The organism is Enterococcus sp. DIV1208, from assembly GCF_050530455.1.
Lineage (GTDB): Bacteria > Bacillota > Bacilli > Lactobacillales > Enterococcaceae > Enterococcus_B > Enterococcus_B hirae.
In genome coordinates, this window is sequence record NZ_CP172887.1 from 1,734,658 (window position 1) to 1,761,536 (window position 26,879).

The window sequence follows — 26,879 nt, forward strand, 5'->3', positions numbered from 1 at the left end:
TCCACTCGGGCATTCTTCTTAAAGCGTTGCAGTAAAGCGTTGGAAAGCTTCTTGACCTTTTGTATCGCGTTTGAAGACCCCTGAATCTTCCAACACACGAGCAAAAACTTTACCAATAGCTTGCTGAACGATCTCTGTTACTGTTTCAGTTGTCACATTTGGATGGTCGGCTTTCAAGCCCTTCGCCCATTCCATGTGATACTCAGCTATCTTATTTTCTTGTCCAAGCAAATACTTTTCTACTTCTGCCATTTCTGATTTTAAACGAGGTGGTAAAACAGCTAATCCCATGACTTCGATCAAACCGATATTTTCTTTTTTAATATGCTGAATATCTCGGTGAGGATGGAAAATCCCTTCTGGATGTTCGTCAGAGACATTGTTATCTCGTAACACTAAATCGAGTTCAAAATAATTTTCGCGTTTTCTAGCAATTGGTGTAATCGTATGATGGGGCGTACCATCTTTAGAAAATGCCGTCACTGCTACCGCGGGATCTGAATATTGTTGCCATTTTTCTAAAATACTATTAGCAGCTTCCACTAGGATTTCTTTCCCCGTCGCTTGCAGACGAATGACAGACATTGGCCATTTGACAACACCTGCGATTACTTGAGGATAATCCGATAATTTGATTAATCGTTCGATTGGAGCTTTAGCCATTGGAAATTCATGGCGCCCTGCTTGGTAATGATCATGTGACAGAATCGATCCTCCAACAATTGGCAGATCTGCATTTGAACCAACAAAGTAGTGTGGTAAAACCTCTGTGATTTTTAATAAACGTGAAAATGTTTCTTTCGTAAGCTTCATAGGACGATGCTCTTCTGACAAGATGATCGAATGTTCATTATAATAAGCATATGGAGAATACTGAAATCCCCAACTTTCCCCATCAAGATTCATTCTGATGATTCGATGATTGGTGCGAGCTGGATAATTTAAACGTCCTTTATAGCCTTCATTGTTCATACAAAGCATACACTCAGGATAATCAACTTTTTTGGCATGTTTTTCGGCAGCAATTTGCTTAGGATCTTTTTCAGGTTTGGATAAGTTGATCGTAATCTCTAATTCGCCATATTCTGAAGGATACGTATACCTGATATTTTTCGCAATCGCTCTGGTTTTGATATAATCATTTCTTTTACTCAATTGATAAAAGTAGTCTGTTGCTTCTTCTGGATTTGTTGCGTAATGTTGTGCAAAAAACGCATTGACTACTGATGGTGGTGGTGTTAAAAAATCCATTAATTGTGCTTCAAAGATTTCGATTTCAGCTGGTAAATCAGTAACCACTTCATTTTTTTTGGCTTGTTCGACTAACCGATCAAGTAACACCACCGATTCTTCTGAAACAGGGCGCACTTCAGTGTTTTCCAAAGCCTCTTCGCCGATCATTCCCAAAATTCGATTTTGTAAATAAATTCGATCCATTTCCATCCAGCCACCAGCTTCAATTGCTAGTGTCGTAAAATCACAAATCGTTTGACTGATTGTCATCTTCTCTCTACTCCTCATAACCATGGGGATGACTCACATGCCAATCCCAGGCTGTTTTAATGATTTCTTTTACATCTGTGTAAGCTGGTCGCCAACCTAAGATTTCTTCAGCTTTAGCACTGGAAGCGACCAACCGGCTTGGATCTCCGGCTCTACGTGGTGCCACCTTAGCTGGAATTTCTCGATTTGTTACTTCTCTAGCCGCTTCAAGCATTTCTTTGACGGAGTAGCCTTGATTGCTCCCTAGATTAAAGAAGTTACTTTCATTCCCCGCTCTTAAATATTCTAAAGCTAAGATATGGGCATCAGCCAAATCTTCCACTTGAACATAATCTCGGATGCATGTTCCATCGGGTGTATCGTAATCATCACCGTAAATCGCCAAAGAATCACGTTGACCTAGAGCTACTTGGAGAATAATAGGAACTAAATGCGTTTCTGGTGTGTGATCTTCCCCAATCGATGCATCTGCTTTTGCACCTGCTACATTGAAATAACGCAATGCTACATATCGCATGCCATAGGCTTGGTCACACCATTTCATCATTTTTTCCATCATCAATTTGCTTTCACCGTACGGATTTTTTGGATTCGTAGGAGTTGCTTCGGTAATTGGTGATTCTGTAGGTTCACCATAAGTGGCTGCTGTAGATGAAAAGACAATATTCTTCACATGATATTCATGCATCACTTCTAACAATATTTGCATACCATAGACATTGTTATTAAAATACTTCAATGGTTTCTCAACAGACTCTCCCACTAATGAACTAGCTGCAAAATGAAGGACTCCTTCGATCGTTTCTTTTTCAAAAACAGACTGTAAAAAAGATTTATCCCGAATGTCACCTTTATAAAATTGTGCTTTAGGATGAATTGCTGCTTGATGCCCCGTTAATAAATTATCCACTACTACCACTTGATAGTTTTGATTGATCAACCGATCAACAGCATGTGAACCGATATAACCTGCGCCACCCAATACCAAGATTGCCATGAAAACACTCCTTTTTTTACAAAAGCAGCAAAAAGTACGTTTTGAATCGTTTGAAACTATGACCCTTTTGTTTCTGTTGCCTTTGCTATTTATTTAGTAAATTTATAATAAAACATTTAGTAAATATTTTCAAGGGGAATTTGTAAAGGTTTCCAATAAATAGACGTCAGACTAGCCTTTTTTTTCAATTTGTTACATAATAGAAGCAACAACTAATAAACGAGGTGGATTTAATGAAAAAATTTGTATCTGGAATTTTAGTCGGTAGTCTTGCAACAGCGGCAGCTGTTGCTGGATTGGTAGCTTCAGTTAAAAAAACAGTAATCGATCCCATTGATGAAAAAGAAACAATGATCGAAGAAAATCGTAAAAAAGCGATGCGTAAACGTGTAGCTCGCTAATCTTTAAACGATTCAAGAAAATCATCCCTTTTATAACCCAAAGAATCATTATTAATTAGTAAAACACAACCGATCTTAAAAGTTAGATGAATGATCTAGCCTTTAGAGTCGGTTGTGTTTTTTGCTTCAATTGGTTGTCCTTCCAAGAATCAGCTGTGCCACTTTATCGATTTGCCTCAAATTCCAAGCATCGGTATATGGTCGTGAGACTGTAGCTGTCAACCAATCCACACCTTCGACCGGAATCCCTAAACAATATAAATTTTCTTCTAGCTCTCCCTGTTTGTTCCAGACTTGATTGGTGCTTAGTTTGATATCAATTGCACCAGTTTCATACACGCCAGTCGTGTCCTGATAAGTAAAAGGACGAATCAGCTGATGTTTTTTCAAGCTATTTAATGCTGGGTTCTTTGTTTGTGTCAAATCAGTCTGCGGGAGTCGGGCTTCAATCAAGTAGCGACTTTCAATCCGTTGTCCCTCGTTTTCTACGATAAAGAAACCGGCCTCTGTTTTGATTTCCAGCGGTGGGGAAACGATTGTGAAAATACCCGCATCAATCAGAGCGGCTAATTCTCTTGTCCGAACAACTGGCGGACCGATCGTGAGAAAAGCATTGAGCTTAGTAAACCAACCCCATAATACTTCTCTATATTCTTTGGCAGTGAAGATGCCCCATTCAATGACCAGATGGACAGGATCACGCCAATCTTTTAACGCATCAAAAGCTGAAGCAATCGCCCCAGTACAATTTCCTTTCATTGATTCATTGATTTGATAATCAATAAACCTTCGACTTTCTTTTTGAAAGTCGTGCTTCTCATGATAGATAGGCGTTTCAAAAAAATCCCACTCCCATTGATAAGGCTGTAATTCAGGAAATTGTTTTTGCCAATCACTTTGATCACGTGTTAAAAAGATTTGTTCAAATAATACTGGTGAAATAGCTAGATGTTTTTCCTCAATTAATTTCTTATAATAAAAAAGTTCGACATCTTTTTTTAGCAAGTCGAAAAACAGTTTCCCAGTTAATTGTTGATTTTGATAAAGCTTTGCTAAATTTTCTTTGGTGATCAATTTAGGAACAGCCATTGCTCCTCCCCGTTTTTCATTTTTTCCTCGAGGAAAATAGGGCAACCCTTTTCTAGACCCGCAGTATACGATCGGCTCACGTCCAGACGGCAAATATACCAATTTCTCTCCTTGTTTTTCAAACTTACCTCCTCTATTCTCGGTAAGTAAACCTACATAATCAAAAAAACTTAGACCTAATCCTCTAAGAATCACTGTGGTTTTTGGCGGAATAGTTTCTACGGAAACATCAGCTGGATTTGCTGGCGGTTGGTAGAACAATTGCTCTTTTTCAGCATAGTCATAAAACCTTTTCTCGTCTTCGGATACTTTATTTTCCCAATGTCCCGTAGTCATCACTAACTGATCTACTACTAAATGCTGTTCGTTTGTTTTCAAGTAAAAACCTGTCTTTATCTTATCAATCTCTTTCACTAAGGATCGAACGATAGTGAATGAATGCGGTGCTAATTTTTTTAATTGTTCATAAAACCACTGTTGGTACAAGCCATAAAAACATCTGGTAGCTGGTTCATTGGCACGTAAGCGCTCGGCTTCTGCCAAAAAAAATTCTTTATTCACAAACTGTTGCTTTTCGATATACTTTTTCGCCTCTGTTTGGCTCCATTGATATAAATTAGGCCCCGGTGAAATCTCTCCGCCACTTGTTAATGTTTCATCTGTAAAAAGCGTAACTTGCTGAGAGACTGAGTTCATCAATAACTCTGTTGGTTGATCGAGCCGCCAGACTCGACCACCAGGCCCATCAGGATCGAATAAACAGATCTGGATATGTTGGTTTTCCCGATTGTTTCGGATCAATCGTTCTACCATGCTTAGTCCTCTGGGGCCTGCCCCAACAATGCCAATAATCATCGATTCAGCTTCCTTTCCATCAACGCTTTTAGCACCACGGCTTGATTTTGCTGTTCATTCTTTGCACCATAAACTAAGGTCACGATTGGATAGTTTTGACAGAGTTCAGCTAGCTGCTTGACTGCCAATTGCTTTTCTTGATCTGTCATTAACTCTTCTAGGTATTTTTCTTCAAAAACAGGAAAACGTTCAGGAAGATGTCCAAAGAATTTTCTCAACTCAGTACTTGGTGCAATCTCCTTTAACCATAGATCAATCTGCGCTTTTTCCTTTGATATCCCTCTTGGCCATATTCGATCAACTAAAATTCTAAAGCCATCACCCTTTTCGCGCGCACTGTACACTCTTTTCAGTTTGATCATTTTCTCCACTTCTTTCATTGCTTATACATTGATCATAGCATAAATGATTAGATTCTCCTTTGATTATGTCATAGCAAAAAATCGTGGCTTGATTTCTGTTAGTACTCCCTAAATGCTAAGTTTCAATTTTGCACGATCTATGGATACTTGCTAGTGATTCCTATCTCCCTTTTCGAGAGGGACAGGGTATAGGCGTTGGTTATTCTTATGACAATCATCATTAGTTTTGCTCGGTTTTCGTCTAAATATTTTTTTTAAAGGTACCCTCCCCTTATCCATTTCAATTCCTTGACGATTTGTTATATTCTCTTGTTTATCTGTGTTACTCTTTCTGAAAATGTTTAACGATTGACCCCACTTCTTAATCCTTTTCCTAAACGTTAGCTTTTCTGTGGTCAACTTACTTGTTTTTTTGTTCTTGAATGTTTTCTGGTTTTGAACTATCTTTTTGTTCGACCAATTGATCTTCTATTATTATTTGTGGAGAATCTATTGCGCTTTCTATATTTTCTATAACCACAGAATTGGTTATAGAGACTTTACTTTGGCTTGGACCATCATGGTTGATTAAGCGTTTTATGTTATAGTCCTTTACGACCTGCTGATATAATTGGGCAGAAAGATCTAGTGAGTATAATACTCTCCCAAGTTCAGATTGCTTTACCTTCTTATTTATAATCTTAGACACAACCGATTCAACGATCTCCTCATATGTCTTTCCTTTTAATTTACCAGCTAGTGAAACCTCAATCGTTCCAACAAGTTTATCAAGTTCCTTTTTTCTTTTTTCTGTTATTTCTTCTTTTTTTACTATTCCTGCAGGTTGTTGCTCAGTGAAAGTTTCATTAGATATTTCTGGCATTGCCTTTTCTCCCCCATTGTTTGATTTATCATTGAATCATCATCATACATGACGTACGCAATGGAGATAGAACTTTTATTTCTGGAAAGAATAAAAGTTAGTATTTTATCTTGTGCGATCTAATGAATTCTTTTTATTCCCGTTGCCTAATCGAATAATCAGTCATGCAATTTTCTAAAAAGTATCTGTTACTTTATATACAAAAACTTCTGATAAATTGGCTCTGTCATTTGTGGAACTGATGAATGTATCAATCCCAAAAAGTAAGACCAAAATCTAACTTCTGGTGGTTACTACAGAATCAAAGTTGATTCTTCAGCCCCATTTTCCTTCCAAATGAAATAACAAAAAATCTGAGACAGAATGAGGTTCATTCTGACCCAGATTTGACTTTACACGACTCATCAGGATTGACCGATAATTTGACGTCATGACGTTCTATACTTTTTTACTTTTAATCTTGCCAGACCAGCCATCATATCCACCTTTTAAGATATAGATATCTTGGTAGCCAGCTTTTCTTAACTTATTCGCTGTACGAATACTTAAGCTTTTCTTTTGGTCGTAGATATACACCGGTTGATCTTTTCGGATAGATCCTAATGAATCTTTTAAAACAGTATAAGGGATATTTCTTGCCCCTAAAATATGTCCTGCATCAAACACGTCTTTTTCACGAACATCAATGACTTGTGCCTTACGCATCCCATCACGAAATTCTTCTTCTTCCAGTGTTTTTGCAGAACGTTTTGCCATTACTCGTAGATAAACTTCCCAAAACACAATAGCAAGAATAATCAATAGCAAAATGATGTTAATTACCCATAAAACCATGTCATTCCTCCACGTTATTCCGCAAATTTCAAGGCTAATGAAGCAGCACCGATCACGCCAGCTTCATTTCCTAATTCTGCTAATTTGATTTTTGTTGATTGTTGTACTTGAGGGAACGTAAATTGGTTGAAATATTTTTCAACACGACTACGTAAAAATTCCCCGGCAGCAGATACTCCGCCGCCTAAAACAATACTTGATGGGTTCATAGTGTTCCCTAGATTACCGCAAGCTAATCCTAAGTAGAAACAAACACGATCAACGACCATCAGACCAAATGGATCGTCTGCTTGTGCCATTTCAAAAATATCTTTACTTGTTACTTCTTCTCCATTGTCAAGCATTGCTTTTAATTTTGAATCTCCGGCATACTCTTCTGCTAAGAAACGTGCTAAGCGAACTACACCTGTTGCACTTGAAACTGTTTCTAAGCACCCTCTTTTACCGCATGTACATTCAAAACCTTCTGGGTCCACTGTAATGTGTCCAATCTCGCCACCTGCACCAGCAACGCCGTGGATCAAGTTCCCAGCAGCAACGATTCCGCCACCGACACCCGTTCCTAAGGTAACAAAAATAACGTCAGGATCATTTTCCCCTGCACCTTTCCAGCGCTCACCTAAAGCAGCAACGTTCGCATCGTTATCAATAGCAAATTTGATTCCAGTTCCTTCTTCAATTTGTTTTTTTACGTATTGAAGTTCAGTCCAATTTAAATTGTAGGCTCCGATCACTGTACCTGCTTCACTATCGACACTTCCTGGTGTTCCCATACCGATTCCGATGAAATTTTCAGCATTCATGTTATATAATTTGATACGATGATTTACTGACTCGATAATTTCCGGAATAATATGTTTACCGTCATCCAATATATTGGTATCGATGCTCCATTTTTGTTGAATCTCTCCTTCTGGTGTTAGAATTGCAAATTTTGCTGTTGTTCCACCTAAATCAATCCCAATAATTTTTTTGTCCATTACAATTTTCCTTTCTTTCGGCTTTCTTCCACTCGGTGCTCTCGTTTTAGTATGCGCCACGCTGTCATGTATGTATCATGATCGATCAAACGACTGTCATGAAGATTCTTCAATTCAATCGTCATTAATTCAATATCATAGATACGTGACCCAACATAGACAAAGATGCCAAATCGTTTGAGCAGTTGTTGCACGTCATATAAGCTCTCCATCTCAAAGCACTTCCTTCACATTATACAAGTAATCCGTAGTTTTTTAAACCCAATAAAACACATATTATCAAAAGAAATCCAAAAACAAGCGTAGATAGGATTTTTTGATGAATCGAGTAATTGGTCACTTTCTGTGGTAGGCCGATGATATTTCCTATAAGCAAGCCACCAACAATCCCACCGAGATGCCCCCAGATATCGACTGAGGTATCCGTCAAACCAAATACAAAACTGATAACAATAAACAACATGTAATGACGAATCAATTGGCGAACCTGAGAGTTATTTTTGAAATGAAATCCAAGAACGAATAACGCACCAAACAAACCAAACAAAGAAGTACTTGCTCCACCAGATAGAACGCCAAGATCGTTGAATGCAAAACTCGCTGCATTCCCAAGGATACCACTAAACAAGTAGATCAAGAAAAAACGCCAATGACCGTAGAGTGTTTCAATTTGGTCTCCCATAAAATATAAAATCAAAGAATTCATGACAAAATGCACCAGTCCAAAGTGAATGAAAATCGGTGTAATAAACCGCCACCATTCATTTCCAACTACAATAGACGGCCCAAACATGCCTAAATATGCTGGAATATTTAAAAATGGAAAGAACTCCATCATTGCAAACACGATGGTTTGTATCGCTAAAAACAAATAAGTCAAAATTGGTCTTCTTAGCCAAGCGTTTAATTTTAATTTCTGTTGATAATTCATGTAACCCTCCTTATTATTTATCGATAAACAAGTGTTGCACTTTTTTATCAAAACTTTCTGGTACCCATTGATTGTTTATTTGTTCTTGAAAAACCAGACTACATGTCTGGTTCGGATAATTGGCTAGATAGCGATCATAGTAGCCTCCACCAAAACCAATCCGATAACCATTTTGATGATAAACAACCCCTGGAACGATCAGCAAATCGATAGCGTCCGGTGAAAAAGAATGATCAGATAATGGCTCCAGTACGCCAAAAGCGGTGCGTTCAAATCGGGTATCCGGATCAATTTTAAAAAAACACATTTGACGTTCAGGCAATGTCTTAGGAACAAGTATGGTTTTACCCTCTTCCCATGCCTTTTCAATAATTGGGGTCGTAGCCACTTCTATCTCATTTGCCATCGTCAAACCAACCACTTTTGCTTGCTGCCATTCATTACTTTGAAAGAGTTGTTGGTAAATTTTTTGCTCTTTTTGCTGCTTCTGTTCACTTCTAGCAATCTTTTGTAAATTTTCAATGCCAAGTTTTCTAAGTTTTTCTTTAATATGACTCAAACGTATCAACCCACCTCTCGTTAAAATGGTAGCGGAAAATAGTAAAAATAGCAATTTAACTTTTTAAATAAAAAGAGTTTTATAAACAGAATTTAAGACATCACTCTCACTCTTTATTCTAAAAACGAGTAAACGGTGTTCACGCATCAGCTCTTTGAAATAAGCCTGAATTTTTCAAAACATGAGAAGCTGTTAAAAAAAATTCTTTCTTATTGTCATTGGAGCTTTCCGATGCCTTCACGACCTCTGATTCACTCTTTTCATTTGAATAGACAGAATAATCGTAGTCTCAAAATAACGAGAAACTACTTTGGGAAACACTGCTTACTCAACACAATCGTTTCTTCCCCGTATTTATTTTCTAAGCAATCGTTTGTTTGGAAAATAATAAATATAAGAAATATGGAGCTCCTAGGGCCGAAATTAAAATCCCAGTAGGAATCTCACCACTTGGTAGAATCACTCGTGTAAGAACATCTGCAATCGTTACAAAAAATGCCCCAAATAATCCACTCAAGATCAAGGACAGTTGATTTTCTCTTCTGACGATAAATTTAGCCAAATGAGGAGCTAACAAACCGACAAAAGATAAGCTGCCAGCTACCGCAACGCTTCCGCAGGCTAAAGCAACAGCGAGTATCAATAGGATTTTTTGACTTTTCTGCACATCTAATCCTAGACTTTGCGCTCTTTCTTGACCAAAAGATAATAAACCAATTCGTCGACTATAAATCAGCACGAAAGGAAGCAAAATAACTGCCCAAGGTAACAATGAGAAAACATATGGCCAACTAGCTCCCCAAAGTGAACCTGCTAACCAGGCATTAACAAAACCATAGTTTTCTTTCGACAATTTAATCGTAAATAAAAGCATCAATGCCGACAATCCAGCATTGACTGCAATTCCTGATAGTAAAAGCCGGTTCATCCCTAAAAAACTATTTCTCGTATAAGCAAACAAGTACACAAGTAAAGCTGCAAGCAAGCCGCCTAGAAAAGCCACGATCAATAGTAAAAACGGAAAAGTTTGGTTGGCATAAAAGCCCAAATAAATCATAACGAAAAAACCTGCTCCAGCGTTAATGCCCAATATGCCAGCATCAGCTAGTCTATTTCTGGTAACTCCCTGCAAGATAAAGCCTGAAATACCTAAACACATACCAGCAAGAAGACTGATTAATAGACGAGGGGCACGAAATTCATAAACAATCAACTCTTGGATTGCCGAACCATTCCCTTGAAACACCTCAGCTAATTGATCAAATGGAATAAATGGTGTGCCAATCATTAAACTTGCAACTATATTAACAACTAATAAAAGAAATAAAACAACTAGTGATTGGTAACTTCTTTTCATCCTTGTTCCCTCCTTACTTGGAGTAGTAAGAACGGTACACCAATCAAGGAAATAATTAAGCCGAATGGCGTTTCAAATGGCGGATTGATCATTCGTGCAACATAATCCGCCAGCATCACTAATCCTCCACCTACTAAAAAAGAGGCTGGTAAAACATACCGATAATCGGAACCAATGATTCCTCGGACGATTGGTGGAACCATCAATCCAATAAATGAAACTGGTCCAACTAACGACACCGCCATTGCAGCTAACCCCGCCACTAATACAAACGCAAAAAATCTGATCCGTCCAGGGTTGCCTCCTAATGCCAAGGCATGTGACTCACTTAAGTTGACCAACGAGATGGAGCGACCTAGCAAAAAAGAGCCACTAACTGTCAACAGATAAATCGGAGCCAAAATTTCTAATTGATGCCAAGTGACATTCGCAGCGCCTCCCACGAACCAAAACGCCAAGTCTTGTTGCAAATTGAATAGTTGTGTCAGCGCTTGACTAATAGCTGTAAAAAAAGTACTGATCGCAACACCTGCTAAAATCAATTGAAGTGGATTCATCCCCATTTTTGAAAAACGTAAGAAACCAAAAACAAATAACGTAACTACCAACGAACCAAGTAATGACAGTAAAAAAACAGAAAAAGCAGAAGCTTGTGGCCAAAACGCAAAACAAAGAGCCATTGCAAGTGATGCTCCTGCATTAATTCCTAATAACCCTGAATCAGCTAAAGGATTCCGTGTCACACCTTGCATCAATGCGCCACTAAGAGCAAAACAGCTTCCCGCTAAGAAAGCCCCCAGCACTCGAGGCAACCGAATCGTTCGGATAATCAACTGCGATTGAACTGAGTCGTCAAATTTAAAAATCGCTTGCCACAAATTAGAAAAGTCGACAACCGCCGCTCCATTGGCTAACGCAAAGAAAAATATACTAACTACTCCTAGCAACAATAGGGAAAGAATCATTCGTTTCCTCTTTGTCTTCATTGTTCATCCTCCTTACGATCATTGATTAAATCGTAAGACAAAACAACGGGTTTATTCGTTTCAGGCAATTCGATGATCTGCGCTTCAATTTCATAGATTTCCCTCATCCATGACGTTGTGATTACTTCATCAGGTGTGCCTTGAACCACTATTTGTCCTGCTTTCATCCCAATTAAATAGTCAGAAAAGCGAGAAGCGTGATTGATGTCATGGATCGACATTAAAATGGTTGTCTGTTTGATATGATTGATCTCTTTCAGTAAATGTAAGATTTCCAATTGATGCGCAGGATCTAAAAAAGTGGTTGGCTCATCTAAAATCAAAATATCCGCTTCTTGGGCTAAAGCCATCGCAATCCAAACTCGTTGAGCTTGTCCACCTGATAGACTCGAAAGCTCTCTTTCTTTCAACTTAGTTAGTTGTGTCGCTTCCAACGCCCATTGGATAGCATGTAGATCTTCTTCATTTAATCCACTAAAAAATTTTTGATAAGGATAACGACCATAAGAGACCACCTCTTCGACAGTCATACCTAAAGGGTGTTCACTACTTTGGGCTAACAGTGCAATTTTTTGCGCTAACATCTTAGGGCTATATGTAGAAATTTCAGATCCATCTACGATAATCTTTCCTTCTTTGACAGGTAACAGTCGAGTAAAACTTTTTAATAAAGTTGATTTACCACTGCCATTAGGACCAATCAAACTTGTCACTTTTCCTTCTGGTATCTTGATAGACATTTTTTCAATCACTTGTTTATTTAAGTAACCCGTTGTAATATCAACAGCTTCAATCGTCGTCAAATTTTTCATCCTTCCCTGAAAATCATTCTCAATTATGAAGCTCCTTCACAAATTCGTCAAGTTTTACTCTAAATGGCTCTTTCCCGAAAATAGTTGACATGACCACTATTGTCAGGAATAATATCAATTGAGAATGATTATCAATGAAAATCCCTTCAGGAGGAAAAAATGAAACTAAAAAAGAATATCTTTACCATTGGGGCCACAGTGTTGCTGCTTAGTTTACTTAGCGCCTGCTCTTCTTCAAATAATTCATCCAATTCAACTGACACAGCAGGTAATGAAACAACTGCAAAAACTCACCTAGTGACTGATGCCTTGGGTCATGAAGTCGAGATCCCTAATCAACCAAAACGAATCATCGGGAGTTACCTCGAAGACTATCTTATCGCTTTAGGTGAAAAACCTGTTGCTCAATGGACAGTTGGTAGTGGATCGATTCAACATTATTTACAAAAAGAATTAAAAGATGTTCCCACGATCTCTTATGATCTTCCGTATGAAAAAGTCTTAAGTTATGAACCCGATCTTTTATTGATCTCTTCTTCGGCTACAGTTGAAGGAGGTAAATACGAGCAATACAGCAAAATTGCACCAACCTATGTCGTAAAAAATGGGAATGATGTCACTTGGGAAACCCAACTAAAAGATATCGGAAAAGCATTAAATAAAGAACAAGCAGCAGAAAAAATCATTACTGATTACCAAAAAAAGGTGAAAGCCACTAGACAAGAACTCGCAAATAAAATCAACGGCAAAACGGCTGCTGTTTTATGGGTAACGAATAACTCAGCATTTATGGTTAGTGAAACACGTTCAAGTGGAAGAATCATTTACGGTGATCTAAAATTTGGTGTGCCAAATCTAGTTACTGAAATCTCTAAAAGTGCAACTTCAGATTGGTCAGCTGTCTCTGCAGAAAAATTAGCAGAGTTAGATGCAGACTATATCATCTTAGTCAACAGTGATGAAAAAGCTGCGATGTTTAATGAAGCAACTTGGCAAAATTTAAAAGCAGTCAAAGAAAATCATGTCTTAGAATTTGGTCCTGAATCTAGTTGGCTCTATAATGGTCCAATAGCTAGTCAAAATATGGTCAATGATATCAAAAATAATTTGAAATAAATCGCCTGAACAAGAATAGACGTTCACCTTCCTTTCTTTACAAATTGGAGTGAACGTCTTTTTTTATTTAACTATGTGCTAAACCACTTTGCTCATTTTTTGCCATTTCTGAAATCGATGAGGGTATTGATTTTCTTGGTTGACAATTCCTTCATGTTCTTCCACTAATTCAAAACTTGTAAAATCGATTTCTCCAATAAATGTATCCCCCTCAAACTCTGCATCAATTAATGTTCGCCAGATGATTTTTGTTTCTGGTAACAAAGCTTGAAAAATTCGACTTCCTCCTGACACATAGATATCTTCAGGTATATCCTTGGCATATGCCAAAAGTTCATCAATCGAATGAAGGACTTCCGCATTTTTTTCTACTTTAAAATCTTTTTGAGTAGTTAACACAATGATATGCCGATAAGGAAGAGACAATTTGCCCATGCCTTCATATGTCTTTCTTCCCATCACTAATATTTTATCCATCGTATGTTCCCGAAAAAAACGCATATCGTTTGGTAACCTCCAAGGAAGCAAGCCATCTTTTCCAATCAAACCATTCTTGTCTTGTGCCCACATTGAAATAAACATGTGTTTCATCCTCTCAAACTGAATTTGAACAAACGATTTCAATCATACAAGAAAAACGACCCTGTTACAAGAAAAACGACCCTGTTACAAGAAAAAGAGTCACTTGTCAGGTTTATGGTTTCATTCAACCTTCACTATTAAAAAAAGTCTAGCTTCCTAAAAAGGATTCTAGACTTACGCTGAACTAATTATTTAGTTTCACGGTGTAAAGTAACTTTACGTTCGCGTGGGCAATATTTTTGTTTTTCCAAACGATCAGGGTTGTTACGTTTGTTTTTGCTTGTTAGGTAGTTACGTTCTTTACAAGAAGTACACTCTAAAGTAATGTTTACGCGCATGTTTTTCCCTCCCATTTTTTACTAGAATCCTCTAAGATGACTCTCAGACTTGATTATCTTACCATGATTTCCACTAGATTGCTAGCCTTTTTACAAAATTTGTTAAGTAAAACTACTTGACGAAAGTTATCTAAATAACTACTTGCTAAACAAAATCTTTTCCTTTTCCAACTATTGCGCTTACACTTGAAGTATAAATAATTTTTGAGGAGGAAGATTTTATGCCTTGGAATATGAAAGATTATCCGCCTGCAATGAAAAATTTAGAAGAGTTAACACGAAAGAAAGCAATCGATATCGGTAACGCCTTGCTTGCAGAAGGCTATCCTGATGATCGTGCTATTCCGATTGCTATCAAACAAGCCAAAGAATGGTCAGAAGATGCTACTTCTACTGAAAAAAAAGAGTTTTCTCAAGAAAAAAATCCAACAAAGCATGATTCTCACGACACAAATCCAAGAGCTTCTAAATTATTGACAGCCAACGTGATCGTAAAATTTGAAGAAGATAAGTGGATGGTCCAATCAGAGGGAGCTAAAAAAGCAAGTAATCATTTTGATACGAAAGAAAAAGCGATTGAAAAAGGGAAAGAAATTGCTCAAAACAAAAACACATCATTAATTATCTACAAAAAAGACGGAACGAAAGAAAGAGAAATAAACTATTAATAAAAAACAACTCCTCCACAATAAAGGAGGAGTTGTTCACTGTTAAAAAGGAATAAAATCAATCCGCTCGAAGCGGGATGTTCTTTTGCTTCGCTAACTGATCACGTTTAGACTGTTACATAATCGATTGCTTCAGCCTTAGGGATTTCTTCGTCAACGAAGAAAACTTTATACCAAGTTAAAAAGCTGAAAATCGTCCAAATTTTTCGTTGTTCTTCATGACGCCCTTCATGATGGTCATTTAACAACTTCATAATTTTTTCTTGATCAAAGAATTCTTTGGCAAAATCAGCCTCAAATAATTCTTTGACTTGTTGATAGCCATGGTCTTCTTTCAACCAAGCTTTGATTGGTACTGGGAAACCAAGTTTTACACGGTTAGACCATTCTTCTGGCAAATGTTTATTTGCTGCTTGTCGGAAAATATCTTTGGTATTATTTTGATTTAACAGATACTTACTTGGGATCTGTTCTGCCAATCTCATCACTTCGATGTCAAGTAACGGTACGCGTACTTCAAGTGAGCTAGCCATTGATAATTTATCCGCTTTTAATAAAATATCTTTTGGCATCCATTGATGAAGGTCAACGTATTGCATTTTGTTCACTTCATCTTCGATTTTTTCAGTTTTAGCATAATGGACTGCCATAATCTCCTCAACGGAAGGAGCCTTTTGGTATTCTTGTGTTAAAATATCTGACGCTTCGTTTTCTTCAAACACTCGGGCATGACCAATAAAATATTCTTTCGCAGGAGCTAAAGATTCATATAAATGGATTCTACCGTGGAAGTTTTTCATCTTGCCAATTTTTCGTCCCAAGTTATAACGTGTTCCTTTTGGTAGTTTCTTCAACCCTTGAGCAATGACACGAATAACTTTTGAATTCGTATGGAACCCATAAGTTTGGTATCCCGCAAATAGTTCATCTGCCCCTTCACCTGATTGGACAACTCGAACACTTTGCGAAGCCAAGTTTGCTAAGAAATAAAGTGGGACACATGAAGGATTCGAATCTGGCTCATCTAAATGGTATTGAATCAAAGGAAAAGCTTTAAATGACATATCTCCATCGATGACAGCTGCTGTATTATCTAAGTCCAAAAGTTCTGTTAACTTTCTAGCTTCAATAGCTTCATTATATGTTTTATCATCAAACCCAATTGAAAAAGAATGATCAGGTTTTAATACAGAAGTCACATAGCTTGAATCTACCCCACTAGATAAGAATGAGCCAACTTCTACATCGCTGATCGTATGTGCTTTAATCGATGCTTCAACTGTTTCATCAATCTTATCGATCCATTCTTTCCGTGAATAGTTTTGTTTTTCTTCAAAATTAGCATCCCAATATTGATGAATCGCTAACTTATTATCTTTGTAAGTGAAATAATGACCTTCTGGCAAACGGTGAACCCCTTTAAAAAAGGTTTCTCCATTTAATGGTGAATATTGAAATGTCATATAAGGTTTCAAGGCTTCTTTATTCAATTCTTTATGAAAATCTGGATGTGGTAAAAAGCTTTTGATTTCTGATCCGAACATAAATGTGCCGTTCATTTCCGCATAATAATATGGTTTAATTCCAAAATGATCCCGAGCACCAAATAATTCATTGCGTTTATTGTCCCAGATTGCAAAGGCAAACATACCCCGAACCCTTTGTAATAGATCAGTTCCCCATTCTTCATAACCATGCAACAATACTTCTGTATCCGCATGTGTTTGAAAAATATGTCCAGCTGCAATCAGCTCTTCTCTAAGAGGTTGGTAATTATAGATTTCCCCATTAAAAATGATGACTTTTGTTCGATCTTCATTATAGATAGGTTGTTTTCCACCCTCTAAGTCGATAATACTTAATCTTCTAAATCCTAAAGCAACATGCTGGTCAATATAATCACCCGAACTATTCGGTCCCCGATGAACGATTCGATCCATCATGTCGTTGACGATTGCTTTTTTATTGTCTTTGTCGTTAATAAATCCTACAATTCCACACATTTTATTTTTCACATCCTAGATAATAATTACTATTACTTTGTTTCGTCCATAAGCATCTTATCATAGAGGCTATTAAATCTTGAAATAATAGCTCTCTTACAGTTTCGTCACATGAAATAACAGTGAATATTTTTGAGTTCTACTATAAAAAAAGTAGTCCTATTAATTAATTTAACATGTTTTGACTAAGGAAGCTATTTTGTTTAGCAAAGACTTGAAAAATATTCATTATTATTTAATCATCTCTATCATTCAACCAAATCAAAAGATAGTCCTTACTAAATAATCCGCTCTAAATAAGTTACGAGCGATTTCCAATAAGACTTGTTTGATTTTACTCTTAAACCTTCTTGTCGTGAAAGAAATTCCGTTGGAACAATCTCGTTTAAAAACAAGAATATATTTTCCACTTACAAATAAACCTAACTAGATCTGACCTCATCTCGCATAGTATCTGGTTTATATTTTCTTTTCTATTTCTTCGAACATAGCTAAGAAGGCTTTGTTCGTTTACTTATCTCTAAAACTATATTTTTTTTGATTCATTCATGTTATTATTATAAAGGATCTTTATTGGAAAGGGTAATGTTATGAAAGTATCAATTGTGGTTCCATGCTATAACGAAGAAAAAACAGTTCCTCTTTTTTTTAACGAGGTCGAAAAATTTAAGGGAATACATGAATTTGAATATTTGTTTATTGATGATGGTTCAAGAGATAATACATTACAAGCAATCAAAGCATTAGCTAATGACCATGAATATGTACGCTTTATTTCCTTTTCTCGAAATTTTGGGAAAGAAGCTGCTTTATATGCTGGTTTACAAGCTTCTACTGGCGACCTTGTCTCTGTAATGGATGTTGATCTACAAGATCCACCTGATCTATTACCAGAAATGATTGAAACAATTATGCAATCTGATATTGATTGCGTCGGTACTCGTCGTTCGACTCGTGACGGTGAACCACCGATCCGTAGTTTTTTTGCTAAGAAATTTTATCAGCTAATCAATAAAATCAGTGATACTGAAATGGTTGACGGAGCGAGAGATTTCCGTTTAATGACTCGCCAAATGGTTGATGCTATCTTGGAATTAACTGAATACAACCGCTTTTCGAAAGGCTTGTTCAGTTGGGTTGGTTTTAAAACCAAGTATATTTCCTTTGAAAACCGTGAACGAGTAGCTGGTGAAACCTCTTGGTCTTTTTGGAAATTATTTAATTACTCTATTGATGGAATCGTCAACTTTTCAGATGCACCATTAACAATTGCTTCATTCGTGGGGGCATTATCATGTATTGGTTCAGGTCTTGCTATTTTATTTATTATTTTACGTGCCCTGTTGTATGGTGATCCTACAGCTGGTTGGCCTTCCATGGTCTCGATTTTCTTGTTTATCGGAGGTATCCAATTATTGTGTCTTGGAATAATTGGTAAATACATCGGAAAAATCTTTTTAGAAACCAAACAACGTCCAGTGTATATTATCAGAGAGACTGAAAAAATTAATCCAAAAAACTATCAAAGCGAGAAATAAAAAAACTCAAGTTGTAACGATCTCAATAGTTAGTGTTCTAACTGTTGGATTTCCTACAACTTGAGTCTTTTTTTATTTTCATCTATTTATGATGGTCAAAACAATGGTCCCAATCCCCAGCATAGTCAAACTAAATTGTACGAGTTCTGCTTTTTGCGGATTCCAGGTTTTCAACAATTCTTTTACCAGCATTAACACTAAAATTCCTACAACAATATATAAAATATAATAAGTTCTCATTCCTGAAGCCCAGATCGTAGGAGAAAATCCCATAATTATTCTTGAACAAGCGCCCATCATCATTAACAATATAAGAAAAGATGCTGTTTTTTTATTTTCAAAACTTAAGTAAATCCCTAGAAGCAAACAAGCCAATAAACCTAAAACAAGTAGAGTCGCTAGCCATGATCCAGGACGAGTAAGTGACAGATTCGTTCCAGTATCGGTAAATAGCTTTGTTAAGTGACTGCTATCCCATATTTGTGCACGACTATTGCCACGAATGTGTATAAAACTTTCACCCATCGTATTCCCTAGATAGATAATCAGATTCAAGAAAAAAGGTATAGCAGATAATAAGCGGCCATAATAATTTTTGCACTTGTTATAAGAAAGTAAAAAAACAAATAAGAACAAAATTAAGAACAATACATTTGTATCTAGAAAAAAAGGCTTTCCAAAAGAAGAAATACCCAAATCCAATTTAGTAATAAACCCAAATTGATCATATTGAGGAAACCACTTACTAATTTCTTGAGATGTCCTGATGGCATTCCCCGGTGTTGTCAACGAAAATAGTAACTCAATAAAACTTATGAGCAGTGGGAAAATCAATAAGCGATGATATGCTCTTTTATATAATAAATAGCCAGTTATAATGGCCGTTAAAGTAAAAAAGCACGCATTCACTTGTTCTTGGTTAGCAGCAAATATCAGGAAAGGAAAACTAAACCAATAAATACTAGGAGTGATAGCTCTTCCTTTTAAGCGTTGGAAGAATGGGAAAAAAGCGAATAAGCAAAATGAAACGGACCATTGATAATTCAAAGTTGTCGACTCCCAGCCTGTTTCCCCCATCACGGTAAGTGGAACTAAGCAGTAGACAGATGTAACTAGCAACACGTTCTTACCATCCAATTTTTCAAAAACATACTTACAAATCATCAGAACCGTGCCCAACATGATGATTGAATTGACAAATTTCCACAGCAGAAAATGTTTAGAAAAAAACATCATAAACAGCTCTATGATCATTCTCGAACTCCAAGTTTTATAATGTTCGATCGAAGCTCCTAAATACCCTAGTTGGTCTAATCTATTTGAGTAAACTAAATCGTCTGCTCTAAATGATGGCATATATAGATTGAAAAATAAAAAACCAAGCCAAATAACTAAAAGCAAAAAAAATAATTCTTTATTAATTCTTTTTTTATTCCAGTACATTATTAAACTCCTTTTTATAATTTATCCCAGCAATTATAACACAGAGGCTTCTGTTTCCTATATTTTTTTCATCCTTTTATTTTTAAATAATGAACAAACTGGTCACTTTATCAAAAATAAACATAACAATTAACAGGTTTCATTCATTGGTTTTCCAAAGCGTTTGATCAACCATATTCGGCTAAAAAAAGATTCATTACTTGTTAATAAAACTTTACAAGAAAAATAAGTACTCCAAACAAATAACACCGCATAATTTTTGAAACATTCATAAATTCTCCATTCTAAATGATATCGTTCATGAAGAGACAAAAGTTACAATAACTATCGATAGGCATCTGACGGAAATTCGGAATACAAAAAGAGGTTATGAAAACTTTGGGTAGCTCCAATGACAATAAGCTTCTGCTTAAACACTATTGATTCATTTTTTGAGTAAAGTGTGAGTTTAATATCTCACCATAAAAATATTCTTTCGGGGGAGTCAAAAAATATTTCAGATAAAAAAATACAACAAAAAAGACACGACCTAAATCGTGTCTAACCGTTGGTATATAAGGAAGGTACAGGATTTGAACCTGCGCGCCGGTATTAGCCGGTTCGCCGGATTTCGAGTCCGGTGCATTACCACTCTGCCAACCTTCCATACCTATTATTTTTAAACTTTTTTTAGTAAAAAGTCAAGCCTATTTCCCGATAGAAATCAAAAACCGGCATATTTATTTTATGTGGAGACAAAAAAACACAAGAATCATTTTCTGCTCCTTCTTAAATAGTGCCCAATGTGAAGTAAGAAAGAGTATTGGAATGAACCTTGTGTTATCACACTTCATAAGTAGATCTAACTAATTGTTTCAGGATTTTCTAAAGAAAGAATAGAATCAATCGTTCGCTTGATGAACGAAATAATTTGTTCTTCAGTTGGGTGCATGATGTTTGAAGACATTAAAGATGCGATTCCGGTAACTGCAACCCAGGTTCCAGTGTGTAATGCATCAACGTATTCATCTGACAACTGGTTGTATCGATGATCTTGTTTGACGATTTCACGGAAATAGTTATAAGAAAAATCATGCACTTTTTGTCCATCGCCATGTTCGTCGATATATAATGCCATGTAAAGACTATGATGTTTTTTTGCAAAGTAGATATAGTTTAATCCTAGGTCAATAATTTTATCTCCAGTACGTTCAACTGGAAAAACATTTTCTTTGAGTTGTTCAAAAATTGAGTCTAATAAAGTATTTTTTAGATCCTCCATGTTTTTGAACTCTAAATAAATAGGTTGTGTCGATATACCCATTTTTTTAGCAATATTTCTCGCAGTAAACCCTTTAAAACCTTCCTTTGCAACAACATCATAAGCAGCTTTCAGAATTTGATCTTTAGTATAGACTTTTCTTCTCATTAAAACTCCCCCACTTCTTACTGCAGTATATGTTGTTTTATTGTAACCGATATACACAGTTTTTGGCAAATAATTTACTCAAAACGTTATATTTTAAGTTTTTTTCTTATTTATTTTTAACAATGATACAATATTATTTAAGAATAAACAAAAATACTGTTTCCCCTTACAAAAATTGACTTTTCTGTAACTGTTAGTTGACCAAAAGATTTCTTTCACGTTATAGTTAAAGAAAACGACAAAGAAGGTATGTAATGGTTAATAAAAACGACGTTATTTATATTCACCCCATCAAAAAAAAGCCATCTCAAAAAAATAAGTATTTTTATTTAACATTTACTGGCTTGTTTTTTCTAATAATCGGGCTTGTTTCTGGACATCCGGTTGAAACTATTGAGGGACTCAACAATATCCTTACTTCTCCTAGTAATCTGATGACCGATTATTTGGCAATAGGTGGTTTTGGAAGCGCATTTATCAATGTTGGTGTCCTGACTTTGTTGTCCGTACTTCTTTGCTATCATCATAAAGTCTATCTAAATGGACTAATCTTTGCTTCTGTATTAACCGTCACAGGTTTTTCTTTTTTTGGAAAAAATCTGTATAACTCTCTTTCCATTATTTTGGGTGTCTATCTCTATGCACGTTTTGTACATAAACCATTTTCACAGTATATTATGGTTGGCTTATTTGCTAGTGCCTTGTCACCTGTAGTTAGTTATATCACTTTCGGTATGAACTTACCATTGGGCTTAGGTATTTTATTTGGTAATCTGACTGGTATACTCGTTGGTTTTTTACTCCCTCCTTTGGCATCGCATACCCTTATTTTTCATCGTGGATTCAATTTGTATAATATTGGTTTTACTTCTGGATTGATCGCCATGGTCGTGGCTGGTATCCTTCGGTTATTTGATTTTCCAATTGAAGTTCAATCGTTCGTTTCAACAGGCTACCATCAAGAACTTACATTAGTCATTTTTCTTTTTTTAGTTTAACTACGCTATTTGGTCTTTTTATTAATTCATGGAAGCTCACTGGTTTACATGACATTTTTCAAACTTCAGGAAAAGTAACTACTGATTTTATGGCGATCTCAAGTATCGGTGCCATCTTACTAAACATGGGGTTAGTAGGGCTGATGCTTTCCATCTATGTTCTTCTTATTGGTGGTGAATTCAACGGCCCGATTATTGGTGCAATCCTATCTTCAGTTGGATTCAGTGCCTTTGGTTGTCATCTAAAGAACAGTTTCCCCATACTTATAGGGATTTATCTTGCTTCATATCTGGCTACTATCCATGATGCCTCTCAAACAACAATGATCGTAGCAGCGATATTTGGTACTGCACTTGCTCCTATTAGTGGTTTTTATGGTAGTATTTTTGGTATTTTAGCTGGATTTTTGCATATTGTCTTAGTCCATAACGTCAGTGCATTACATGGCGGATTAAGCCTATATAATAGTGGATTCTCAACTGGTTTCGTTGCAGGTTTTCTTGTACCGATCTTAGGCAGCCTGACTGTTGGCAGAAAGGAAAAGGATGGCATTGGAAAAAGAATTATCAAAAAGAATCATTAGTGAATTTTTAACCTATCTTTATTCTCACGAGATCACTGAAATAAGGATTGGGCTAGAATCAACACCCGAAGGATTATATATTGAAATTCAAGGAACTTGTTACTCTCCTCCTTCTGATTTGCATGAGTTAGCGGAAATGCTCAATGAACCAAGAAATCCTACTATGGATCTATATTACCAAGAGCTTGGAAATGTTTTTCTGGATCAATCAGATTTCCGATTACTTGGAAGTCTGATTGATGATGTGGAACTCATGTACGAACTTCCCATCTTAAATATAAAAGTATTTAGATGAATCCTTTGATTCAACAGGCTTAGTGAAAAGACAAAATGAGACACTGATTTTCACTCCCCTGAGATATTCCCTTTAGCTTTCATATAGTTATGGCGTTCAGAGTATTCTATCCACGTAAGTAAGCTAGAAACGCATAAGAGGTAAAGCAAAAACTTCTTCTTTTAGTTTCCTCAGCTTATTTTAAAGATTTAATACTTGAACGCCGATTTTTCATTTAATAGAGGATATTTTTCCTAAAACTACAGGCACAAAAATAATACTTCAAATACATCTTTAGTTGGATGTTTTTGAATCGTTTTTAAATTATACTTATTACAACTTACAAAATTGTTTGATAACTGTCATTTAAAATAGTGGCACAAAGAGTCACTAATAAAGTACATTAGTAATATAAGAAAACGTATCAAAGGAGTTGATAGACGTTGAACATTGCGGCATCACGGAAATTGATCAATTTTATATCTATCATTGGATTAGTAATTTCGATAGGCTTAACGATTTATTTTATCAATTTGGGTGTATTTAAAGATTTAAATTCTTTAAGAGGATTAGTTGGAGATTCAATTATCTTAGGTCCTATTATTTTCATCTTAATCCAAATCCTGCAAGTTGTTATTCCAATCATTCCTGGAGGGATAAGTACAGCAGCCGGTGTATTAATTTTTGGACCTTATGCTGGTTTTATTTATAATTATGTAGGGATTTGTATCGGTTCGATCATCATCTTTTTACTTGGTCGACGGTATGGTAAACCATTTATTTTATCTATGGTCAGTGACAAGACGTATAACAAGTATGTTGGTTGGCTCGATAACCAGAATCGCTTTGAAAAGTTATTTGCTTTAGCAATTTTTCTACCAGTGGCCCCTGATGATGCGCTTTGTTTAATGGCTGGTCTAACAAATATTTCTGTAAAAAAATATACTTGGATCATTTTATTGGCGAAACCCCTCTCGATTTTCTTATACAGCATGGCTTTGATTTATGGTGGACATTTCTTAAGTGGATTACTAGGATAGTTTATTATAAGTGGGCGTACTGCGTTAAGTATTTGCGCAATCTGTCCACTTATTTTTATTTTTACGTTATAATATTTATGGTAGGTGATTGAATGTTAATTTATTTAAAAAGAAGTTTAGGAAATGCTTGGGACTTTCTTAAAGGAACTCAAGCATATTTTCGTGATGTTTTGATTATGCATTTATTTATTTTATTTATTTGTTTACCCTTATTGAATAGTACGACCAGATTCATCTTGAATCGAGGAGCCATTGATTATATATCTAGTGATAATATCTCTACAATCCTTTCACAGCACCCAGGTGTCTTATTGTCTTTGACTGCTGTCTTATTAACTATCTTACTCCTAGTTTATTTTGAGTTTACTTTTTTATTGATGAGTGTTTACTTTATTAAGAAACAAACACCTATCTCGTTGAAACAGTTACTTCAAGCAACGTTTCGTCAATTAAAAAAAATACGCCCATTGACTTTTCTTTTTTTCTTAGCTTATTTCGTACTTATTTTACCGATTAGTGGGTTAAGTTTTAATTCTGATTTATTATCTAAAGTCAAAATTCCAGCTTTTATCATGGACTTTATTTTTACTAATCGTTGGATCGTGGTTAGCAGCTTCATTCTGTTTTATATCTTTTTAGCTTACATTGGTATCCGTCTCATTTTTGCCTTACCAGAAATGATTCTACGTGATCGACCATTTAAACAAGCGGTTAAAGAAAGTTGGTATTTAACCAAATCACGTTTTTTTGCAATCCTTGGACAGTTCATCATTATTGGTGGTAGTATTTTACTCATTTCATTTGCCGGCTATTTAATTGTGCTCCTCGCACAAATAATTGTAGAACAATTTTTCCCTAATTATTCATTGATTAGCGCTGTTTTTGCAATGACGATTCTTCAAGCTATCCTTTTATTCAACATCGTTATGTCAACAGTCGGAATTTTTTACATTATTATTGATTTCATGGATGATGAAGGTTTTCTTCCTGAGACTCCTAACTGGTTTCGTTTAGAATCTCCTAACAAACGTTTTTCTGTTCTTAAAAATACAAGCTTAGTTTTATTTGCTGTATTTTTTGGTGTAGGTGTTTGTCTCTACAATATGGATTATTTGACTTCTGCTTCTCAAGCGAAACCTGTAACGATTTCTCATCGTGGTGTCAGTGGAGGTAACAGTGCCCAAAATACTTTAGCTGCTTTAGAAAAAACAAGTCGTACCTACCATCCTGATTATGTGGAAATGGATGTACAAGAAACCAAAGATGGTCAATTCGTTGTCATGCATGATTTTAACTTAAAAAAATTAACAGGGATAAATAAAGCACCACAAGATCTAACCTTGAAAGAATTAGAAAAGTTAAAAGTAACTGAAAACGGTGCGAAAGAACCTGTCGTTTCCTTTGATACTTATTTAAAGAGAGCCAATGAATTAAATCAAAAACTTTTAATCGAAATCAAAAATTCAAAAAATGATTCTAAAGATATCGTTGAACGCTTTGTCAAAAAATATGAAGAAAACATTTTAACTCATCAGCATATTCTACAAAGTCTTACGTATCAGACGGTATCTGATCTGAAAAATGCCAATCCTAATTTTTATGTAGGCTACATCCTACCATTCAATATTGTTGGACCACCAGTTACTCCGGCCGACTTTTTGACGATGGAGTATAGTACGATCAATCGGAATTTTATTGATTCAGCTCATCAAGATGGTAAAAAAGTGTATGTCTGGACGGTTAACGACTCAGATGGAATCAGTCGTATGATGTTTTATGGTGTTGATGGGATCATTACTGATCAAATGACTATCTTAAATGAAAATATCAAAGCAATGGATGAAGAGATCACCTATTCAGATAAATTATTGAATTTCGTTTTAGGTGTTGGTTAAAAAAAGAGCCCCATGGATTGAATCCATGGGGTTCTTTTTCAATTACTTTATCTTTCTCTCGCGCTTTTCACCGCACGAACCACTGCTAAGATTGCCGGAATAGCAGAAATAACTGCTAAGATAATGCCCATTTTACCTGAACTCTTTCTTTTTTGCATGTTTTTTCGCTCCCTTCTCTCTCCTCTAATTATAGAGAAGTTTACGATATTTCTCAAAAAAAGTGTTTATGAAACCAAAGCAGATTCTGCTACTGTATAAATTTCGTCCAGTTTAACTAGTAGACGAAACTTACTATCGTAAACAGCCAACCGATCTCTCTGATCATAGCTTTCTACAAAAATAACAGCCGTATTAGTATATGTACGTTCCACGCAACCAATCACTTCATAGTTCACTCCAATCGGTTTGCATATGTATGACTTGCCTATTTCTAATTTTAACATTTCTCAATTCCCTCCTTTATT

The 26,879-nt window shown here is 36.0% G+C and carries 26 protein-coding genes, 1 tRNA gene and 1 pseudogene; 8 read left to right on the top strand and 20 right to left on the bottom strand.

The genetic code is table 11. The features are described from left to right. Positions 1–18: 18 nt before the first annotated feature. Together galT and galE are read right to left on the bottom strand one after the other, a co-directional pair. On the bottom strand, positions 19–1,503 hold the full coding sequence (galT, locus tag IGK91_RS07930) for a UDP-glucose--hexose-1-phosphate uridylyltransferase (RefSeq protein ID WP_010737795.1): 1,485 nt from the start codon (positions 1,501–1,503) through the stop codon (positions 19–21). Between the two features lie 7 nt (positions 1,504–1,510). Continuing rightward, positions 1,511–2,500, bottom strand: a complete 990-nt coding sequence (gene galE / locus IGK91_RS07935; RefSeq protein ID WP_010737796.1) for a UDP-glucose 4-epimerase GalE — start codon at positions 2,498–2,500, stop codon at positions 1,511–1,513. Between the two features lie 233 nt (positions 2,501–2,733). Here galE and IGK91_RS07940 point away from each other — a divergent pair, with 233 nt between their 5' ends. Beyond that, positions 2,734–2,901, top strand: coding sequence for a DUF3042 family protein (locus IGK91_RS07940; RefSeq protein WP_010718848.1), 168 nt, complete (start codon positions 2,734–2,736; stop codon positions 2,899–2,901). 126 nt (positions 2,902–3,027) lie between these two features. Here IGK91_RS07940 and IGK91_RS07945 read toward each other — a convergent pair whose 3' ends face one another. From IGK91_RS07945 to IGK91_RS07995, 11 genes are all read right to left on the bottom strand, one after another. Then, positions 3,028–4,845: an FAD/NAD(P)-binding protein gene (locus IGK91_RS07945; protein ID WP_181934335.1), complete on the bottom strand. Its 1,818-nt coding sequence runs from the start codon at positions 4,843–4,845 to the stop codon at positions 3,028–3,030. Next, positions 4,842–5,207, bottom strand: a complete 366-nt coding sequence (locus IGK91_RS07950) for a DUF488 domain-containing protein (RefSeq protein ID WP_010737798.1) — start codon at positions 5,205–5,207, stop codon at positions 4,842–4,844. Before IGK91_RS07950 ends, IGK91_RS07945 begins: the two co-directional genes overlap by 4 nt. 400 nt (positions 5,208–5,607) lie before the next feature. After that, positions 5,608–6,069: a hypothetical protein gene (locus tag IGK91_RS07955; protein WP_081129492.1), complete on the bottom strand. Its 462-nt coding sequence runs from the start codon at positions 6,067–6,069 to the stop codon at positions 5,608–5,610. 438 nt (positions 6,070–6,507) lie between these two features. After that, positions 6,508–6,903 (bottom strand): rhodanese-like domain-containing protein, encoded by a 396-nt coding sequence (locus IGK91_RS07960; protein ID WP_010737800.1) that lies wholly within the window; start codon positions 6,901–6,903, stop codon positions 6,508–6,510. Between the two features lie 14 nt (positions 6,904–6,917). Beyond that, positions 6,918–7,883, bottom strand: coding sequence for an ROK family glucokinase (locus IGK91_RS07965; RefSeq protein ID WP_010718843.1), 966 nt, complete (start codon positions 7,881–7,883; stop codon positions 6,918–6,920). Continuing rightward, positions 7,883–8,095 carry a YqgQ family protein gene (locus tag IGK91_RS07970; protein ID WP_181934336.1) on the bottom strand — a complete coding sequence of 71 codons (213 nt, stop codon included), beginning with the start codon at positions 8,093–8,095 and terminating at the stop codon, positions 7,883–7,885. The genes IGK91_RS07965 and IGK91_RS07970 overlap by 1 nt, the downstream gene beginning before the upstream one ends. A 20-nt stretch (positions 8,096–8,115) precedes the next feature. Then, the gene (locus IGK91_RS07975) at positions 8,116–8,814 is read right to left on the bottom strand and encodes a rhomboid family intramembrane serine protease (RefSeq protein WP_010737801.1); all 699 of its coding nucleotides are present in this window, start codon (positions 8,812–8,814) and stop codon (positions 8,116–8,118) included. 13 nt (positions 8,815–8,827) lie between these two features. Next, complete coding sequence (locus IGK91_RS07980) at positions 8,828–9,373, bottom strand: 5-formyltetrahydrofolate cyclo-ligase (RefSeq protein WP_010737802.1); 546 nt, start codon at positions 9,371–9,373, stop codon at positions 8,828–8,830. Between the two features lie 361 nt (positions 9,374–9,734). Next, on the bottom strand, positions 9,735–10,730 hold the full coding sequence (locus IGK91_RS07985; protein WP_181934337.1) for a FecCD family ABC transporter permease: 996 nt from the start codon (positions 10,728–10,730) through the stop codon (positions 9,735–9,737). Next, positions 10,727–11,716 carry a FecCD family ABC transporter permease gene (locus tag IGK91_RS07990; RefSeq protein WP_081123330.1) on the bottom strand — a complete coding sequence of 330 codons (990 nt, stop codon included), beginning with the start codon at positions 11,714–11,716 and terminating at the stop codon, positions 10,727–10,729. Before IGK91_RS07990 ends, IGK91_RS07985 begins: the two co-directional genes overlap by 4 nt. After that, on the bottom strand, positions 11,713–12,528 hold the full coding sequence (locus IGK91_RS07995) for an ABC transporter ATP-binding protein (RefSeq protein ID WP_080292474.1): 816 nt from the start codon (positions 12,526–12,528) through the stop codon (positions 11,713–11,715). Before IGK91_RS07995 ends, IGK91_RS07990 begins: the two co-directional genes overlap by 4 nt. A gap of 159 nt (positions 12,529–12,687) precedes the next feature. Between IGK91_RS07995 and IGK91_RS08000 the strand changes: the two genes are divergently transcribed. Further along, positions 12,688–13,644, top strand: coding sequence for an ABC transporter substrate-binding protein (locus tag IGK91_RS08000; RefSeq protein ID WP_113803597.1), 957 nt, complete (start codon positions 12,688–12,690; stop codon positions 13,642–13,644). Between the two features lie 78 nt (positions 13,645–13,722). Here IGK91_RS08000 and IGK91_RS08005 read toward each other — a convergent pair whose 3' ends face one another. Next, positions 13,723–14,226: a dihydrofolate reductase gene (locus IGK91_RS08005; RefSeq protein ID WP_010737807.1), complete on the bottom strand. Its 504-nt coding sequence runs from the start codon at positions 14,224–14,226 to the stop codon at positions 13,723–13,725. A 188-nt stretch (positions 14,227–14,414) separates the two neighbouring features. Further along, positions 14,415–14,579, bottom strand: a complete 165-nt coding sequence (gene rpmG / locus IGK91_RS08010; RefSeq protein ID WP_002320810.1) for a 50S ribosomal protein L33 — start codon at positions 14,577–14,579, stop codon at positions 14,415–14,417. Between the two features lie 206 nt (positions 14,580–14,785). Here rpmG and IGK91_RS08015 point away from each other — a divergent pair, with 206 nt between their 5' ends. Beyond that, positions 14,786–15,232, top strand: a complete 447-nt coding sequence (locus IGK91_RS08015) for a DUF2188 domain-containing protein (protein WP_010737808.1) — start codon at positions 14,786–14,788, stop codon at positions 15,230–15,232. Positions 15,233–15,339: 107 nt separating this feature from the next. On the opposite strand, the gene asnB is transcribed toward IGK91_RS08015, so the two are convergent. Next, complete coding sequence (gene asnB / locus IGK91_RS08020) at positions 15,340–17,235, bottom strand: asparagine synthase (glutamine-hydrolyzing) (RefSeq protein ID WP_181934338.1); 1,896 nt, start codon at positions 17,233–17,235, stop codon at positions 15,340–15,342. Positions 17,236–17,825: 590 nt separating this feature from the next. Here asnB and IGK91_RS08025 point away from each other — a divergent pair. Beyond that, positions 17,826–18,773 carry a glycosyltransferase family 2 protein gene (locus IGK91_RS08025; protein ID WP_010718832.1) on the top strand — a complete coding sequence of 316 codons (948 nt, stop codon included), beginning with the start codon at positions 17,826–17,828 and terminating at the stop codon, positions 18,771–18,773. 78 nt (positions 18,774–18,851) lie between these two features. On the opposite strand, the gene IGK91_RS08030 is transcribed toward IGK91_RS08025, so the two are convergent. From IGK91_RS08030 to IGK91_RS08040, 3 genes are all read right to left on the bottom strand, one after another. Then, positions 18,852–20,216, bottom strand: a complete 1,365-nt coding sequence (locus IGK91_RS08030) for a DUF6056 family protein (RefSeq protein ID WP_010737810.1) — start codon at positions 20,214–20,216, stop codon at positions 18,852–18,854. 557 nt (positions 20,217–20,773) lie between these two features. Continuing rightward, positions 20,774–20,861, bottom strand: a tRNA-Ser gene (locus IGK91_RS08035). Between the two features lie 196 nt (positions 20,862–21,057). After that, positions 21,058–21,624 carry a TetR/AcrR family transcriptional regulator gene (locus tag IGK91_RS08040; protein ID WP_081123332.1) on the bottom strand — a complete coding sequence of 189 codons (567 nt, stop codon included), beginning with the start codon at positions 21,622–21,624 and terminating at the stop codon, positions 21,058–21,060. Positions 21,625–21,878: 254 nt separating this feature from the next. Here IGK91_RS08040 and IGK91_RS08045 point away from each other — a divergent pair. From IGK91_RS08045 to IGK91_RS08060, 4 genes and pseudogenes are all read left to right on the top strand, one after another. Then, positions 21,879–23,206: pseudogene (locus tag IGK91_RS08045) on the top strand (DUF1576 domain-containing protein). Beyond that, positions 23,175–23,501 (top strand): hypothetical protein, encoded by a 327-nt coding sequence (locus tag IGK91_RS08050; RefSeq protein WP_144775909.1) that lies wholly within the window; start codon positions 23,175–23,177, stop codon positions 23,499–23,501. Before IGK91_RS08045 ends, IGK91_RS08050 begins: the two are co-directional and overlap by 32 nt. A gap of 422 nt (positions 23,502–23,923) precedes the next feature. After that, the gene (locus tag IGK91_RS08055; RefSeq protein WP_010737813.1) at positions 23,924–24,520 is read left to right on the top strand and encodes a TVP38/TMEM64 family protein; all 597 of its coding nucleotides are present in this window, start codon (positions 23,924–23,926) and stop codon (positions 24,518–24,520) included. 92 nt (positions 24,521–24,612) lie between these two features. Beyond that, positions 24,613–26,415: a glycerophosphoryl diester phosphodiesterase membrane domain-containing protein gene (locus IGK91_RS08060; protein ID WP_081123336.1), complete on the top strand. Its 1,803-nt coding sequence runs from the start codon at positions 24,613–24,615 to the stop codon at positions 26,413–26,415. 224 nt (positions 26,416–26,639) lie between these two features. Here the strand turns inward: IGK91_RS08060 and IGK91_RS08065 are convergent, their stop codons facing one another. Beyond that, positions 26,640–26,858 (bottom strand): hypothetical protein, encoded by a 219-nt coding sequence (locus IGK91_RS08065; protein ID WP_010737815.1) that lies wholly within the window; start codon positions 26,856–26,858, stop codon positions 26,640–26,642. Positions 26,859–26,879 lie beyond the last annotated feature (21 nt).